This is a genomic window from Flavobacterium sp., from assembly GCF_052437795.1.
In the GTDB taxonomy this organism is placed as follows: domain Bacteria; phylum Bacteroidota; class Bacteroidia; order Flavobacteriales; family Flavobacteriaceae; genus Flavobacterium.
Map to the genome: position 1 here is coordinate 471,858 of NZ_JBQVPA010000003.1, position 15,665 is coordinate 487,522.

The 15,665-nt window shown below is 45.6% G+C and carries 15 protein-coding genes; 10 read left to right on the forward strand and 5 right to left on the reverse strand.

Going from position 1 to position 15,665, the window contains the following annotated elements:
• Window positions 1-50 precede the first annotated feature (50 nt).
• Complete coding sequence (locus tag ACT6R0_RS12275) at window positions 51-899, forward strand: helix-turn-helix domain-containing protein (RefSeq protein WP_444653715.1); 849 nt, start codon at window positions 51-53, stop codon at window positions 897-899.
• 35 nt (window positions 900-934) lie between these two features.
• Here the strand turns inward: ACT6R0_RS12275 and gldD are convergent, their stop codons facing one another.
• Genes gldD through mutY form a run of 4 tightly spaced genes read right to left on the reverse strand, consistent with a single transcriptional unit; the run spans window position 935 to window position 4,332 of the window.
• Window positions 935-1,504, reverse strand: a complete 570-nt coding sequence (gene gldD, locus ACT6R0_RS12280) for a gliding motility lipoprotein GldD (RefSeq protein ID WP_444653716.1) — start codon at window positions 1,502-1,504, stop codon at window positions 935-937.
• Window positions 1,501-2,784, reverse strand: a complete 1,284-nt coding sequence (gldE, locus tag ACT6R0_RS12285; protein ID WP_444653717.1) for a gliding motility-associated protein GldE — start codon at window positions 2,782-2,784, stop codon at window positions 1,501-1,503. The genes gldD and gldE overlap by 4 nt, the downstream gene beginning before the upstream one ends.
• Before the next feature lie 24 nt (window positions 2,785-2,808).
• A complete protein-coding gene (locus tag ACT6R0_RS12290) occupies window positions 2,809-3,252 on the reverse strand; it encodes a single-stranded DNA-binding protein (RefSeq protein ID WP_444653719.1) in 444 nt (147 codons plus the stop codon).
• A 27-nt stretch (window positions 3,253-3,279) separates the two neighbouring features.
• A complete protein-coding gene (mutY, locus tag ACT6R0_RS12295) occupies window positions 3,280-4,332 on the reverse strand; it encodes an A/G-specific adenine glycosylase (protein ID WP_444653720.1) in 1,053 nt (350 codons plus the stop codon).
• Between the two features lie 131 nt (window positions 4,333-4,463).
• Here mutY and ACT6R0_RS12300 point away from each other — a divergent pair, with 131 nt between their 5' ends.
• From ACT6R0_RS12300 to ACT6R0_RS12315, 4 genes are all read left to right on the forward strand, one after another.
• A complete protein-coding gene (locus tag ACT6R0_RS12300; RefSeq protein ID WP_265173194.1) occupies window positions 4,464-4,760 on the forward strand; it encodes an HU family DNA-binding protein in 297 nt (98 codons plus the stop codon).
• Window positions 4,761-5,132: 372 nt separating this feature from the next.
• Window positions 5,133-6,689 carry an Rne/Rng family ribonuclease gene (locus ACT6R0_RS12305; RefSeq protein ID WP_444653841.1) on the forward strand — a complete coding sequence of 519 codons (1,557 nt, stop codon included), beginning with the start codon at window positions 5,133-5,135 and terminating at the stop codon, window positions 6,687-6,689.
• A 120-nt stretch (window positions 6,690-6,809) separates the two neighbouring features.
• On the forward strand, window positions 6,810-8,363 hold the full coding sequence (locus ACT6R0_RS12310; protein WP_444653722.1) for a DUF4041 domain-containing protein: 1,554 nt from the start codon (window positions 6,810-6,812) through the stop codon (window positions 8,361-8,363).
• A 156-nt stretch (window positions 8,364-8,519) separates the two neighbouring features.
• Entirely contained in the window at window positions 8,520-8,948 is a 429-nt protein-coding gene (locus tag ACT6R0_RS12315; protein ID WP_444653723.1) for a hypothetical protein, read from the forward strand.
• Here ACT6R0_RS12315 and ACT6R0_RS12320 read toward each other — a convergent pair.
• The gene (locus ACT6R0_RS12320; protein ID WP_444653725.1) at window positions 8,945-9,529 is read right to left on the reverse strand and encodes a hypothetical protein; all 585 of its coding nucleotides are present in this window, start codon (window positions 9,527-9,529) and stop codon (window positions 8,945-8,947) included. The genes ACT6R0_RS12315 and ACT6R0_RS12320 overlap by 4 nt on opposite strands.
• A gap of 126 nt (window positions 9,530-9,655) precedes the next feature.
• Between ACT6R0_RS12320 and ACT6R0_RS12325 the strand changes: the two genes are divergently transcribed.
• From ACT6R0_RS12325 to ACT6R0_RS12345, 5 genes are all read left to right on the forward strand, one after another.
• Window positions 9,656-10,309, forward strand: coding sequence for a tetratricopeptide repeat protein (locus tag ACT6R0_RS12325; RefSeq protein WP_444653727.1), 654 nt, complete (start codon window positions 9,656-9,658; stop codon window positions 10,307-10,309).
• Window positions 10,310-10,409: 100 nt separating this feature from the next.
• Window positions 10,410-11,228, forward strand: coding sequence for a WGR domain-containing protein (locus tag ACT6R0_RS12330; RefSeq protein ID WP_444653729.1), 819 nt, complete (start codon window positions 10,410-10,412; stop codon window positions 11,226-11,228).
• Between the two features lie 18 nt (window positions 11,229-11,246).
• A complete protein-coding gene (locus tag ACT6R0_RS12335; RefSeq protein ID WP_444653730.1) occupies window positions 11,247-12,005 on the forward strand; it encodes a LytR/AlgR family response regulator transcription factor in 759 nt (252 codons plus the stop codon).
• A 39-nt stretch (window positions 12,006-12,044) separates the two neighbouring features.
• Window positions 12,045-13,781 carry a tetratricopeptide repeat-containing sensor histidine kinase gene (locus ACT6R0_RS12340; protein ID WP_444653731.1) on the forward strand — a complete coding sequence of 579 codons (1,737 nt, stop codon included), beginning with the start codon at window positions 12,045-12,047 and terminating at the stop codon, window positions 13,779-13,781.
• Window positions 13,778-15,571: a histidine kinase gene (locus ACT6R0_RS12345; protein ID WP_444653732.1), complete on the forward strand. Its 1,794-nt coding sequence runs from the start codon at window positions 13,778-13,780 to the stop codon at window positions 15,569-15,571. Before ACT6R0_RS12340 ends, ACT6R0_RS12345 begins: the two co-directional genes overlap by 4 nt.
• The last annotated feature ends 94 nt before the right edge of the window (window positions 15,572-15,665 follow it).

Consider the following 15,665-nt stretch of genomic DNA (forward strand, 5'->3'; position numbering starts at 1 on the left):
GAACGGAAATATCGTATATTTAAAGCAGTATTGCTAATCACATAATTAGGATGGAACAGAATATATTTGACTCAGGCCTTAAAAAGATAGGGCTCGTGGCGATCAATGGCGATAGTGGCGGGGTATTGGGGACAGACAGTTATTCGCCATATATAAAGATAGTTTACCTGCCGGGAGGATATTCGCTCACAGTTGATTTCTCATCATACCGAACAACGGGCCCGACATTATTCTTTGTGAGCCCCAACCAGGTGCTTAACATAACGGGAACGGGCAGCGCTCCGGGATCCATGATATTTTATAATCGTGATTTTTACTGTATCCAGATCCATGATGAGGAAGTAGCCTGCGATGGTCTGCTTTTTAACAATATCTATAACATGCCGATGACCACCCTTACACCCGAAGAAGGCAGCTTTATCGACTATCTGTATGCACAGATAGGTGATGAGTTTATACACAGGGATTCATCACATGAAGAAATGATCCGTACGTACCTGAAGCAGTTGTTCATCAGGTCGGTGCGATTATGGAAAAGGCAGCACCTGGAGCAGGAAGCGGCCGGGCAGAGCAGCGACATCGAATCGTTCCGGAAATTTACACAGCTGGTTGAGGCCCATTATAAGGAAAAGCATAATGTGGCCGACTACGCAGCACTTCTGTCCATGGCACCTAAGACTATAACGCACAGGTTTAAACGGCTTAGCCTGCCGCAGCCCAATGAAGTCATTAAGAACCGCATTGTGCTCGAGGCAAAGCGGTTGCTGGCGCATACACAAATGAGTTCAAAAGAGATAGCCTATGAACTGGGATATGAAGATCCTGCTTACTTTAGCCGCCTGTTCTTACTGAAGGCCGGAGAAACCCCATCAGGGTTCAGGGCAAAGTTCCTGTCCTGAATATACATCTTTATAAGTGTATTGCACTTATAAAATTATTTCCAGCTTAGCGTCTCCATGATGTTGCGCATATCGTCCTTTATATAGCTGGCCGCAGGCATAATGGAGTCGAAGTTGGGCTTGGCATAAAAGTACATAGAGCCGGTAAGGAAGTGGTGTGTGCTGTCGGTTACGTAAAACTGTGCGTTAGTGGCCGCGTTGCCACCCACCTGGTAAAACATACCATAGGCCTTTTTTTCATCATTGATGTAAGGCTGCTCGAGTATCTCGTCGGCCTTGATCACGTGCTCGTAGGTAAGTTTTTGGGCATCTCGCAACAGTGCGTTCAGGTTGCCTTCAACAGGCTTGTAGGTAATGAACAATGTGGCCTTCATTCGTGGGTATTCGATGGTAAGGTTGCAGTTGCCTTTATCTTTGATGTGCGCCAGCGAATTGTAGCCAAAGGTGTACGGGCAGCTGCCGGTGTAAGGGATATATTTTCCCATAGGGTAATCCAGCCTAAGGTAGGCCTGGGGTTTGGGTATTGTATCTTCTCCGCAGCTTGTGGCCATGATCCCCAATAAGAACAGCAGGAATGCTGTATGTAGCGTTTTTATATTTTTCATTTAAGCGTTACCTTAATTTGTTTGATCCTTGTACGGTCGGTCAATTCGACTGTAAAGATAGCATCCTTAAAGCTGATCTTATGCCCTTTTTCAGGAAAATCGCCTGCCAGCCCCAGCACGAACCCAGCCAATGTATCGGCCTCACCCTTAGCTTCCTCATAATCGTCTTCGTTAACCCCGCAAATGCGGTAATAATCTTTCAGGCCTATTTTTCCGTCAAAAAGATAGTTGTGATCGTCTATTTGAGAATAGATGATGTCCTCGTCGTCAAACTCATCGCTGATGTCGCCCACGATCTCTTCCAGTATATCTTCGAGCGAAATAAGCCCTGAGGTGTCGCCATACTCATCTACCACAATGGCGAGGTGGTTTTTCATGCCCTGGAATTCCCTCAGCAGGTCGTCCAGCTTTTTGCTTTCGGGCACAAAGAACGGCTCGCGGATGATGTCCTGCCACACAAAATAGTCATTGTCTATATGCGGCAACAGGTCCTTGGTGAACAAAACGCCTTCTATCCTGTCGATATTGTCCCGGTATACCGGTATGCGCGAAAATCCCATGCCCACTATCTGCGGAAGCGCTTCTGCAAAAGGCAGCTGTATGTTGAGCGCGAACATATCGATGCGGGGTGTCATTACTTGGGTGACTTCGGTATTACCAAAGGCCACGATGCCTTCCAGCAGTTTTTGCTCTTCGGCAGACGCACTGCCGTAATGTGTGAGCTCCAGTGCCTGCGAAAGCCGGTCGACCGAAAGCTCATTGCGGTGCGAGCCAAAGCGTTCCTGTAGCTTTAACGTAATTTCGCGCATGGGGATGCTGAGCGGTGAAAGCGATCTGCTCAAAACCATGAGCGGAAAGGCCGCCCTCTTAGAGAACTTTCGGTTGTTGCGTACGGCATACACTTTTGGAAGGACCTCGCCAAAGAGGAGGATGAGCAGTGTTATCAGCGCGGCCTCTATTGTAAAGCGTAGCCAGGGCAGGTGTATGGCAGAAAAGGCATTGAGCCTGAAGAACAGGATGACAATGGAAATATTGATGAAGGTGTTGGCGATGGTAAGGGTAGCCAGTAGCTTTTTGGGTTTTTCGAGCAGTATGGCTATAACGTTGCCCCTGCGGGAGGAGTTCTTTTTTATCTTATCGATGTCCTGCGGGGCGAGCGAGAAAAGCGCTACCTCGGTACCTGAAACAAGAGCGGAACAAAGCAGCAGGAAGGCGATACCTGTAAAACCAAGTATAAGGTTATGGTCTGTCGTGGTGAAGCTCGAGGGGTCGGGGTCCAAAATAAGGCGTATTGGTTAAACGGGTCAGAACGGCAGGTCGGTATCCGGAGCCGGCATGTTCTGTATGTCATAGCTTGGTTTGGCAGGCTCAGCGGCTACAGAGAACTGCTGCTTATTGTGGTCGAGCTCTTTTTTGGTGGTAAGGAAAGTGAACTCGGTCACCTGTATCTCGGTGGTGTACTTGGTAGTGCCGTCCTCTGCCTGCCACTGGCGGGACTTTATGCGGCCCTCCACATAGATCTTATCACCTTTGCTCAGGTATTTCTCGCATATCTCGGCCGCCTTGTTGCGCACCACGAGGTTATGCCATTCGGTCGAAGTTATCTTTTCGTTGGTCTGCTTATTGATGTAGACCTCATTTGTAGCCAAAGGAAAACGGCCGATGCAGTTGCCCCCCTCAAAATAGTGGATCTTTACATCGTCGCCCAAATGCCCTATCAGCAGGACTTTATTAAGTGTTCCGTTCATAGTCCCGTGTTTCTTTACTCAAATATACTATAATAAATCGTTACCCCAATGTTTCTCCATAAAATTGTGGATAACGATAGGAAAGGGGTATTTCATTGCCTCTGCTTTATCAATTGCATGCGGCACTATAGCGTCAGCCTCAACTTCCCAAAAACGGATGCTGAGGTGCTGGTGCGAGAGTTTGTGCAAGATCCTTTCCGGGTGAAGGAGGGTAATGCTTTTCGGTGTAAAGCCAAGTCGGCCTTCTGCCTGTATCAATAGGACCGCCTCCATTCCTGAAACCTCTTTTTCGGTCTCGATCAGCGGGAACTCATACAAATTATGCCAGATGCCTTTTGCAGTGCGCTTTTGCAAAACAGTATTCCCTGCAGCATCCTTAATGATAAGGTAGTTGAAGAAACGGTCGGTCACCTTTGTCTTCTTGAGCTTTACAGGAAGCTGGCCCACACGGCCGGTGAGGAAGGCGGCACATTCTTTATTAAAGATGCATATGCCGCAGTCAGGGTTCTTTGGTACGCATTGCAGGGCGCCGAACTCCATCATCGCCTGGTTGAAGGTGGCGGCATCATCCTTTGGCAGCAATGACGCGGCAACTTCGGTAAACTGCTTTTTCGCACCCGATGAGGAAATGTCGGTTTCGATCCCGAAATAGCGGGCCAGTACGCGGTATACATTGCCATCGACCACAGGCACCGGCTCACCATAGGATATGGAGGCGATGGCAGCCGCGGTATAATCGCCCACGCCTTTCAGTTCGAGCAGGCCTGCATAGCTGTCGGGGAAATTGCCGGCCATCTCGAAAGCGACCTGTTTGGCGGTAGCATGGAGGTTGCGCGCACGGGAATAGTAACCAAGTCCCTGCCAGAGCTTCAGCACGTGTTCTTCGTTCGCGGAAGCCATATCTTCAACGGTGGGAAAGGCTTCGGTAAATTTTAAAAAATAGGGCAGTCCCTGTGCCACACGCGTTTGCTGGAGCATGATCTCGGAGAGCCATATGTAGTACGGGTCAACGGTTTTGCGCCACGGCAAATCGCGCTTATTTTGTAAATACCATTGAATTAAAGACTTAGAAAACCCCATGATCGCTGTAGTGTTTGCAAAAGTAAATGTTTATGTTATTAAATTTTAATCGTTTAACCTTGAATATTTGTTTTTTTAATTCTTATATTTGCACACTCAAAAAAAATACACACATAATAAATTTATAGAAAATGACGAAAGCAGACATCGTAGCAAAAATCTCTGAGAAACTAGGACTTGAAAAAGGAGATGTACAGGCAACAGTTGAGTCTTTTATGGAGGAAGTGAAAAATTCTCTTGAGACAGGTGATAATGTATACCTAAGGGGCTTCGGAAGCTTTATTATCAAAACACGTGCTGAAAAAACGGGCAGGAACATATCTAAGAACACCACTATCAAAATCCCTGCACACAATATCCCGGCTTTCAAACCGGCAAAAGTATTTGTTGACGGTGTAAAAACGAATACAGAAGCAAAAGTAAACTAATTATTAACCACCCTAACCCTTCGACACTATGCCAAGTGGTAAAAAAAGAAAAAGACATAAGGTAGCGACTCACAAACGTAAAAAAAGAGCGAGAGCTAACCGTCACAAGAAGAAAAAGTAGTGTAAACTACTTTTTCTTTTTTTCAACGTTCATTGAAATTCTTTAGACTTTTAGATAATAGACATGAGACAGCCACGGTTGTCTATTCTCTGTCATCTTACCGTCCTAAAGAACCGGGTACACAAAATACCTGTTTAAATTTTGTTTAATCCATCTGCCTGCATGTTTATAGTTTAGCGTTTGTAGTTTGTAGTTGTGTTACGCAACAATAAACAATAAACCATAAACCATGAACTGTGTTGCGGATAAAAATGTACAGTGTGAATAAAGAACTTATTATTCGATCAGGTTCTGACGCGGTAGATTTTGCCTTATTGAAAGATGGAAAACTAATTGAATTGCACAAGGAAAAGGAAGACAAGGACAAGTTCTCTGTGGGCGATATTTTGATCGCCAAGATACGGAAGCCTGTTTCCGGCCTCAATGCCGCCTTTGTCAACGTTGGCTTCGAAAAGGATGCATTCCTGCATTACCACGACCTCGGCCCCAACCTTCCTTCCCTGCTGAAATTCATGAAACTTGTAAGCGCAGGTAAATTAAAAGATTATTCCCTTAAGAACTTTTCGTTTGAGAAAGAGATCAACAAGGATGGTGCCATAGCCGATGTGCTGAGTACCAACCAGTCCGTTCTCGTACAGGTAGTCAAGGAACCCATATCGACCAAAGGCCCAAGGATAAGCTCAGAGCTTTCACTAGCCGGCAGGTATGTGGTGCTGGTGCCATTCTCTGACAGGATATCGATCTCGCAGAAGATAGAGTCCAAGGAAGAGAAGGACCGCCTGAAACGCCTTGTACAATCGATCAGGCCAAAAGGTTTCGGTGTTATCGTACGAACGGTAGCCGAAGGGAAAAAGGTAGCAGAGCTGGACCGCGACCTGCAGAATTTGCTGGACAAATGGACAGGAATGTGCAAACGCCTCCAGGGTGCCCACCACCCAAGCAAGGTTTTGGGAGAGGTCAATAAGGCCTCATCCATACTGCGCGACGTGTTCAACGACACATTTACGGGTATCTACGTGGACGACGAGGACCTCTTTTACCAAACTAAGGACTATCTGCAGGAGATAGCTCCCCAAAAAGCGAATATCGTAAAGTACTACCAAAACAGGGACCTGCCGCTTTTCGAGAAATACAATATCGAAAGGCAGATAAAGACCTCTTTTGGCAAAACGGTATCCATGAGCAAAGGCGCCTACCTTATCATAGAGCACACAGAAGCCCTTCACGTTATAGATGTGAACAGCGGCAACCGCTCTAACAAGGCCCTTAGCCAGGAGGATACCGCCCTTGAAGTCAATATGATAGCTGCCGCTGAGATAGCGCGCCAGCTAAGGCTCAGGGATATGGGCGGGATCATCGTGGTGGACTTTATAGACATGTCCAATCCCGATAACCGCAAAAAGCTCTTCGACTTCCTGAGGGACGAGATGAGCGACGATAAAGCAAAACACAAGATCCTGCCTCCGAGTAAGTTTGGACTTATCCAGATCACTCGTCAACGGGTAAGGCCCGAGGTGAATATCAAGACGCGCGAAGAAGACCCTAACAACGTACAAGGGGAAATAGAAGCGCCGATACTGGTGATCGACCGCATAACGGCCGACCTTGAAAGAATTATGAAGTCGCATAAAAAGATCGTGCTCAACGCACATCCCTTTGTGGCGGCTTACCTGACAAAAGGATTTCCATCCATTCGCTCCAAATGGTTTTTAGAGCACAAGAAATGGGTGAAAGTCATACCACGTGACGCTTACACGTATTTAGAATACCACTTTTTCGATAGCCAGGGAAATGCTATCACAGAATAACAACAAACCGCCTTTACTGATGTAAGGGCGGTTTTTTTGTTTGTATTGTTTTCAATATGAGGTATCCCTTATCTCCGTTAACATTTTTTTAGTAAGTTTATGTGATAAAACTAACCTCGTATGGCATCATTAGATTTTCTAAGAAAAAATGAACTCGACAGGATAAAAGAGCTTGAAGAATTATTGGAGAAATATCAACCAATAATAAATATCGAAGCTGAAGTAATGGCTAGAAAAAATGAGCTAGATACCACTATTGCCGAAAAGGAGTTTCAGATAAATAACTTACAGGCAACATTAGGGCGATACAATGAGATCTCCGAATTGAATCAAAAGATTAGAAGTGAAAAAGAAAGACTAGACAGAATTATTGATGAAAAAGAACTTAAGATTAATTCTTACGAATCAACAATTGGCCGGTTTAAAGAAATTTCAGAATTAAATCAGAAGATCAGGTCTACAAAGCAAGATTTTGAGATTATGTCTCAGCAGTATATTGAATTAAAGGATAAATATACGTCATCGAAGGAATTGTATCGAAAGCTTCTACACGAGATCAACGTTTTTGAAAATAAGCTGGACCTTAGCGAATATGGTATTTATCAGCCAATATATGATTTCGACAAATCCGATCAGTATCGTGATAAGCAAAATCAAATAAGAGAAGCACAAAAGGAAATGATCAATGAAGGTACTGCCGCCACCTGTAGCAAGAATTGGACAATAGATGGTAGTGAAGCAAAGGGTAAGGCGTCTACTACCCGTCTTGTAAAACTTGTTTTACGAGCATTCAACGGGGAGAGTGATGCTCTCATTGCAAAAGTCAAATGGAATAATGTAAACCAATTGAGAGACAGGATATTAAAGTCTTACGAAGCAATCAACAAGTTAGGGGAAGGAAATGCAGTAGCGATCAATCGTACATATTATACTCTTAAAATACAGGAGTTGAAGCTGGAATATGAATATCAGGCAAAAAAGCAACGTGAGAAAGAAGCTATGAAGGCGATCCAGGATGAACTAAGGGAAGAAGAAAAAGCGAAAAGAGATTTTGAAAGGGCTCAAAAGCAGGCTGAGAAAGAAGAGGGTATTTATCAAAGAGCACTGGAAAAGATCCAAAGGGAAATGGGTGTTGCCGATTTAGAAACTCAAGCTAGGCTCAAAGAGCAGATCGCAGTACTTGAAGCCGAATTGGAAGAGGCAAGGTTAAGAAAAGAGAGAGCATTATCGATGGCTCAACAGACTAAAAGAGGTCATGTCTATATTATATCGAACATTGGATCCTTTGGTGAAAATGTCTATAAGATAGGTATGACGCGTAGGCTTGAACCATTAGACCGCGTTAGGGAACTTGGTGATGCTTCAGTGCCATTTTTATTTGATGTTCATGCTATGATATATTCCGATGAGGCCAGGACATTAGAAAACGAACTTCATAAAGCATTTGAACATAGGAAAGTGAATATGTTAAATCAAAAAAGGGAGTTTTTTAAAGTTACCCTTGAAGAAATAGAAGAACAAATTAAAATACTCGGCTTTAAAGCAGAGTTTACCGCTTTGGCAGAGGCAATGGAATACAGGAATACATTATCATTACTGGAAAATATATTGACCGATCGACAACAAATTAATGTTGAGCAGTATTTAGAAGCGTCGTTTCCCGGCGAAATATAATTCACAACGCTATCATACATTTTTCAGATATGTAATCGGTACCAGATCATTTTTTCATCCTTTACTCTGATACAATATTAGCTTGCTATAGCGTTAAAAAAAACTCTAATAATGTACTATTTCTACCATAGGTCCGTTTTGGTAAAAACTACACCTATGAAAAATTATCTCCATCTCTTGCTGCTTATGGCTTCGATGGGCATGTTTGCGCAGGCCGACAGGTGCGGGCTCGATAACAACCCCATGCTTACCGACGAGGAAGCCGCTTTCCTGAACGAATACTTTAGCGAACTTGACCGCAAAGGGTTCGACTTCACAGGAAAGAAAGTTCTGATACTCGGCGGTTCGGCCGGATCAAGGCTGTGCGGCAAGCAGGATTACTTCAACAGCATTAAAGACAGGATAGAGGCAACAAATATGCCGATAGCTTCCAGCCCCTATCCGCTTACGGAAGAGGAAAAAGCGCAGACAGGCTATGATGCCGTACTGACCTTTTGGAACAAAGTGCCGATGACCCGCGACAAGATCAAAAGGGTAGTGCGCCGCGTAGCCGAAGGAATCTGGGAAGTGCCGGGTGAGTCTTAAAAAGTGTACCCGAACCGTATATGGATGTCCACCGCTACATTTTCGGTAGAAGTCAGCATATAATCCGGGTCATCGAGCACCTTAAGATAGCCGATCCCGAGCCCCAGCTCATAATTGAAATTGCTTTTGGCTATCGACCTCCTTATTCCCCATTTAGGAATGAAGCTGATCTGGTTAGGCAGATACAGGTAGCCGGGTGGATTTCCCACGAGGAAAAGGTCGGGATAAAAGTCAACTGCCAATGCCACAAAGTTGGCACTGTTATTATCCGTATGTTTTCCCTTTGCAGCCCTTTTCCCGATATTATAATACCATCTGGGTTCAACGCTTATGCTGGGTGCCAATACCACACCGTCACCATCCGAAAATGTTTCATAGACCCAAAGGTCCAGGCCTGCCTCTGTACGCAAAGCAAATTTATCGGCAAGGCGCATTTCATTGCTTACCCAAACCCCAACCGTACCCGTTTGGATCGTAAAGATCGATCTCTCGACAGTGCCGGCGGTGCTGCTGTCCGGTTCCTGGGCAAATAGGTTAACAACTGCCATAAGGGTGAGTAGTAAGGTAATTCTCTTTTTCATAAGGTTGGTTTTTGCCGCAAAACTATAAAAATAATTGTACTGCCCACGTCCGCGCAGTTTTTTTGCGCGTTAACATTACCGATAAAGAAATTTCGTATGTTTACAGCCTTACCTAAACCAAAAACTATGGACAGGATCGACCATGACGAACTGAAAGCGATCATCAGCAATGATGCTTTTGATAACTATACTGATGAACAGGTGTTCAGGGATGCCAAATACTATTTTAAGTCGATGAAGTCGGCGCCTTTCTTCGGGGAGGAAACGCTTGGCATTTATGTCGACATCTACAAAAAGCTGGGCGAAAGGGGCTATGCTCCCGCATTGTACGAGCTGGGATTATTGTATCATAACGGAGAGTTCTGGCTGCAACCAAACTATGAAGTATCATTGGGCTACCACCAAAAGGCCGCCGCGCTGGGCAATCCCGATGCAATGTTCGAGCTGTATGTGTATTACGTAAGAGGCATTGGCACCGAAATAGATGAGGAAGCAGCTATGGACTGGAACCTGAAAGCCGCCAACGCCGGCAGCGACAGGGCGTGCTACAACTTGGGGACTTTTTATGCTACGGGCAATGGCGTGCCGCAAGACATGGACGTTGCTGTACAATGGTATGAAAAGGCATCGCAGATGGGCAATTTCCGTGCAACAGAGACACTGGGGCTCATGTACCGATATGGCGATGGCGTACCGGAGGACGTTGCCAAAGCCGATGCTTACGAGGAACTGGAAGACCTGCAGCGTGAGGAGTTCCGTCAATCCCTGGACGAGATGTAACCCTTAACCCGAATATTCATCTGTTGCCCACGAACCTTCATTCGGAAATTGAGGGGCGGGAGGTTTTTATACCTTAGCGATGTAAAAGTTACGATTTAAAATGGCAACACTATATACTATCACAATAAAAAGCATTGAGGATACCAAAGTCACGGCTGAAATAAGCGTAGACCATCCGGATGCGGGGAGCGATATTGGTTCCAAAGATTTTGCCCTGCAGATACTGCTGGAAACGGGGCATATTGAAAGGCCTTATTTTGAGAAATTGCCTATCCCTGAAGCGGAATGGAAAAAGCTGGTGACAGAACATCCGCGGAAGGAGGAATATGACCTGATGCACCTTTATAACGACGGCAGGAAGCTTGATATCTCTGCGGAAGAAGGTAAAAAGAGGGAAGACATGGAGTATTGGCAAAAGCATAATGAGGAACTTGGGTTGCAATATGGCATGAAAATCTCCAGCAGCGGAATGTCTAATGGGCAATATTACGTGCGTTTTGAGAACGAGCCGCTCAAGGTGATCGAAGCTGCGAATAAAGTTATTGCATCAAAACCGGTAAAGAGGAAGCTTGAAAAAGATCTGTACACACTTGAATTTGAAGTAGCCGATGCCGAATACCTGTACCACCTGAGGGAAAAGATGCGTTATGAGTCGGCGGCATATAACCTGCTGTCATGCCACAGGTACGAAGTAAAAATAGAAGAAGGCGAAACTGTGCTGCTCACCTGTAAAGATGCCAAGAGCGACAAGTTCTGGCAGGTTGTACAGGACGGTGCGACACTGAATATTACTTACGGAAAAACGGGAACGGCGGGGCAAAAGAACGTGAAGGCCTTCGACTCTGTGCAAAAGGCAGAAAGGGAGCGCGACATGCTAATAGCTGAAAAGCTGGGCAAGGGGTATACGCACGCCAATTAACCATTACAATTTACAATTATGCTACGAGCCATTGTCATAGACGACATTGAAAAAATAAGGAGCAAGAACATTGCCGCGATAAAGCAATATTGCCCGGGTGTTGCGGTTATTGCCGAGGCCGAAGACGTTAAGTCAGGAGCAGAAGCGATAAGGCGCTACCTGCCCGACCTGGTCTTCCTGGATGTGGAAATGCCCGATGGGACGGGTTTCGACCTGCTGCGTGAACTGAGCCCCATCAACTTTAAGGTGATCTTCATTACCGGCTACCAGGAATTTGCCATAACGGCATTCCGCTTTAGCGCCATTGATTACCTGCTGAAGCCCGTAGAGCCATCTGACCTTATAGAGGCTGTAAAGAAAGCTGAGGAAAGCGTGAACAAGGAGGTGCTTGACCTGAAGCTGAGCACACTGTTCTCGAACATGGAGCGGCCTAAGAATTTGCAGAAGCTCATACTGAAAACAGCCGAAAAGGTATATTCTGTAAACGTGCAGGACATCGTGCATTGCGAGTCGGACAAGAACTACACGACCTTTTATTTCATCAATGCGCCAAAGCTGGTGGTATCAAACACGCTGAAAGACTACGAAACACTGCTCACACCGCAGGGCTTCTTCCGTTCGCACCAGTCGCACCTCATCAATATGCTGTATTTCGACCATTTCATCAAGGCCGATGGCGGCGCGACCATAGTAATGAAAGACAAATCGAAGATACCGTTGGCCGTTCGTAAAAAAGAAGAGTTTTTAACCATACTGGAAAGTTACACTAAGTGGTAGCCCGATAAAATGAGGTGCTTCCGGATAATAAGGTTTTGGTTGCTGTACTGTCTACTGATGGTGACGGGTAGCCTCTATTCCCAAAACTATCAACGCATTGATTCGTTACAATACATAGCCGATACCTGCAGCAGGGCGGGGCTGAATTATAAGGCTGCCGCAGCGCAGAATGATGTGGATGCCGGATTTATGATAGCCTCTAACGAACTACGTGCCAATGCGGCTTACCGCAATGCGCAGGCCTATATAAGGTCACGGAAATACGACGATGCCTTTTATTACATTACGAAGTCCTTTGGGATCAAATGTGAATTGAAAGATTCTATCGGAATTGCATACTGCTACAGCGTAATGGGACAGATCTACCTGTTTAAAAAAGATCATGTCAAAGCCGGGCGCTATAACCGGCAGGCTATCGGGATCTTTGAACGGAATACCCATAAAAAAGAAAATTCTGTTACTGCCAAAGTGCTGTATGCCGACTTTTTGATCAGCCAAAAAAAGTATGCAGCAGCAATGGGGTTGCTATCCAGCGCGCTTGCCGACACACCCGGTACCGGATTTTATAATTCAGAGGCTTATATAAAAGACCGAATGGGCCTGTGCTGCTTCATGATGGGAGATAACGAAAAAGCGGTCATGTATTACCGGCAGGCATTGGCCGATGAAGCAAAAAACCCTTATGTGGATATCCGGATGGGTATCCTGCTGCACCTTGGTGAGCTATATCTTTCAGGAAAAGATATCGCAAAAGCCAGGCTCTTTTTTGAAAAGTGCATTAGCCTTAGGCCGGCAACAGAACAAAATGAGGATTATATAAAAGCCAACCGGCTGCTTTCCGGCCTTTATGAAAGCTTGGGCAACTATGAACAGGCCTACAACTATGGCATGGAAGCCATACAGGCAGGAAGGGAACTGATGGATGAAGTAATGATAACCAGTGCGGAAGCGCAAACCGTAAAATTTGATGCAGAGCAGCTATCCCTGCAAAACAGCTTGCTCCAGGCAACTGCCGAAACACAAAAGGTTGAGGCGCAACAGGCCGATGCCCGCAAAAATGCTTTTCTGTTCGGGTTTATATTTACTATCCTAGTACTTGCGACCGTGCTTGCGTTCCTGTACTTTTACTTCAGGCAAAAGCGTGCCATCGCTACCAACAGGAACAATGAACTGAAGCAAAAACTACTGCTCACACAAATGAACCCTCACTTTATATTCAATTCGGTTGACAATATACAAAGCCTTATCTACGAAGATAAAAATGACGAAGCGGCAGACTACCTCTCTAAATTTTCCCGGCTTACGCTACAAATACTTAACAACTCGTCATTGCAATATATAAGCCTGAAGGAGGAGCTCAGCATGACCGCCAACTATCTTGTGATACAGCAGCTGCTTTATGATAATTTCAATTTTGAAATTGTAGTAGATGAAGGGATCGATAAAGAAACAGTTTATATCCCCCCGATGCTTACCCAGCCATTTATTGAAAATGCCATAAAGCACGGCATTGCAGGAAAGAAGGAAGGCGGCATGATACGCGTGAAATTCTATAAAAGAGGCCGCAGCCTCATTTTTGAGGTCACTGATAACGGGCGTGGACTTACAGGAGCCAGGCGAACAGGCCACAAGTCGATGGCTACGCACATAACCGCAGAACGGCTCAATGCATCGGATGGTGGCATTAAAGTAGCCTCGATTATAGAAGATGGCATAGTAAAAGGCGCGGTAAGCCGTTTTGCCATTCCGTACAAAATAAAGAACAGGCACACATGAAAGGACCTGCCGCTGTGTTTTTTATGATAGTATTCCATCTGTTTTTTTTGCAGAAGGCGGTGGCGCAGCGTAATACCGGCAAAATTTCTCCGGAAAATATGGCGGATTCACTGAACCGGCTTGGTTCGGGGTTCAACAAAAATGGAGATCAACATAAGGCGGAAGCCAATTATGTAAAAGCGATAGCGCTCTCCAGGAAATATAACCTCAAAAAACAACTTGGATATAACCTTTACGATCTTTCCAGGCTGTATGCCGACACCGAAAATTACCTGACCGCAATAGAGATGGGAGAAGAATCGGTTGGGATACTCCAAAAATATGGTGATAAGGAAACTGTTGTAAACTCCCTCCTGAATCTGGAAAAATGCTACCGTAGGCATGGGATCGTCATAAGGGCGATGACCTACGCGGACAGCGCTGTGAAAACACTGAGGACATTTAAAAATGACAAGCTGCTTGAGGTGGCGCTGTGGCGTCAGGGTGAAATATACAGGGAATGGAATGCCGAGTTGGCGATACCGATGTTTAACGAAGCACTGGCGCTGGCAAAAAAGATCCCGGAATACCACAATATTGATAACATACTGGGATCCATTGCACACTGCCATACCGATCCGTACACCGGGAGGTATGACCCAAAGATGGCCGAACATTATCATAAACTCGCGCTGGATGCGTCCCTGAAATATGACCGGACGGATGTAAATACCTGCCGTATAGATTATGGTAAAATATGCACTTTGAACGAAAGATATAAAGAGGCGGAATATCAATTGAAGCTGGTTTATGACGACGCAAACGCAGCCGATAGCGTTGACGAAAGATCCATCGCTGCATTTTGCCTTAGCGAGGTATATTTTGGAATGAAGGATTACCGGAACGCGTACCGCTACCTGACGGAACATGGATCGCTTGAGAATAAGGTAGAAGCCATGCAAAAAAAGGGTACGTCAGAAAAAATGGCGTTCAACTTCAAAACCGACAGGATAGAAACGCAAAATAAGCTGTTGCTGCAGCAGCGAGAGCTCCAGAGGGTAAAGCTGGAACAGGAAAGTTTCCGGAAGAATGTGAAGATAGGGGCCTCGGTGGCTGTGGCGCTGTTCCTGCTGCTGGTAACTATATTGGTATATAAGTTCTTTAAAAAGAAGAATGTGCTGCTCTCCAAAAAGAGCGATACCCTGCGCCAGCAGGTGCTGCTGACGCAAATGAGCCCGCATTTCATAGCGTCATCTGTCGACAGCATACAGGCGCTCATCAGGAATGGCGAGGCAGATACTGCGGCGGCCTACCTTTCGAAATTTGCAAAGCTTACCCGCCAAATACTCGAAAATAGCACGGGGCAGTACATTTCGCTGGAAGAGGAAATAGCCATGACAACCAACTATCTTGCAGTCCGGCAATTGCTCCATCACCAGGGCTTTCGCTTCGGTATCGAATGCGACGAGGACATCGATGCCGAAGCGCTCTACATCCCGCCGATGCTCACCCAGCCACTGGTAAGTCATGCAGTAGACCGGGCTGTAGCACGTGGTGGCATTGCGTGGGTCGAAGTGAGATTTTTCATGAAGAACAAAAGGCTGCTGTTTGAGGTCCGGGATACCGGAGCAGCCCTAAAGCCGGCCGAATACAGGGCAGCCATAGAAACCGGGGCCATAAGCATAACTGCCGAACGCCTTTCTAACGGGCAAAAAGGTGCACTGCCTGTAAGAATTAAGAACATTGAAAAGGACGGAAAGATTACAGGTGTGGTGGCCGGATTCGAAATGCCATATATTACTGACGACTAACAAATTTTGCTGATTTACAGACAAATTTTCTAAGACATATAACGAATATTCATTTACGAACACAGGCTGCGGATTAAATGATAATTTGCGGTCA

Bases quoted from the DNA above. Each gene is read 5' to 3' on its own strand.
- ACT6R0_RS12300 (WP_265173194.1), top strand. From the start codon at position 4,464: ATGACGAAAGCAGACATCGTAGCAAAAATCTCTGAGAAACTAGGACTT.
- ACT6R0_RS12320 (WP_444653725.1), bottom strand. From the start codon at position 9,529: ATGAAAAAGAGAATTACCTTACTACTCACCCTTATGGCAGTTGTTAAC.
- ACT6R0_RS12275 (WP_444653715.1), top strand. From the start codon at position 51: ATGGAACAGAATATATTTGACTCAGGCCTTAAAAAGATAGGGCTCGTG.
- ACT6R0_RS12315 (WP_444653723.1), top strand. From the start codon at position 8,520: ATGAAAAATTATCTCCATCTCTTGCTGCTTATGGCTTCGATGGGCATG.
- ACT6R0_RS12335 (WP_444653730.1), top strand. From the start codon at position 11,247: ATGCTACGAGCCATTGTCATAGACGACATTGAAAAAATAAGGAGCAAG.
- ACT6R0_RS12310 (WP_444653722.1), top strand. From the start codon at position 6,810: ATGGCATCATTAGATTTTCTAAGAAAAAATGAACTCGACAGGATAAAA.
- gldD (WP_444653716.1), bottom strand. From the start codon at position 1,504: ATGAAAAATATAAAAACGCTACATACAGCATTCCTGCTGTTCTTATTG.
- ACT6R0_RS12330 (WP_444653729.1), top strand. From the start codon at position 10,410: ATGGCAACACTATATACTATCACAATAAAAAGCATTGAGGATACCAAA.
- mutY (WP_444653720.1), bottom strand. From the start codon at position 4,332: ATGGGGTTTTCTAAGTCTTTAATTCAATGGTATTTACAAAATAAGCGC.
- ACT6R0_RS12290 (WP_444653719.1), bottom strand. From the start codon at position 3,252: ATGAACGGAACACTTAATAAAGTCCTGCTGATAGGGCATTTGGGCGAC.
- ACT6R0_RS12305 (WP_444653841.1), top strand. From the start codon at position 5,133: ATGTACAGTGTGAATAAAGAACTTATTATTCGATCAGGTTCTGACGCG.
- ACT6R0_RS12325 (WP_444653727.1), top strand. From the start codon at position 9,656: ATGGACAGGATCGACCATGACGAACTGAAAGCGATCATCAGCAATGAT.
- ACT6R0_RS12345 (WP_444653732.1), top strand. From the start codon at position 13,778: ATGAAAGGACCTGCCGCTGTGTTTTTTATGATAGTATTCCATCTGTTT.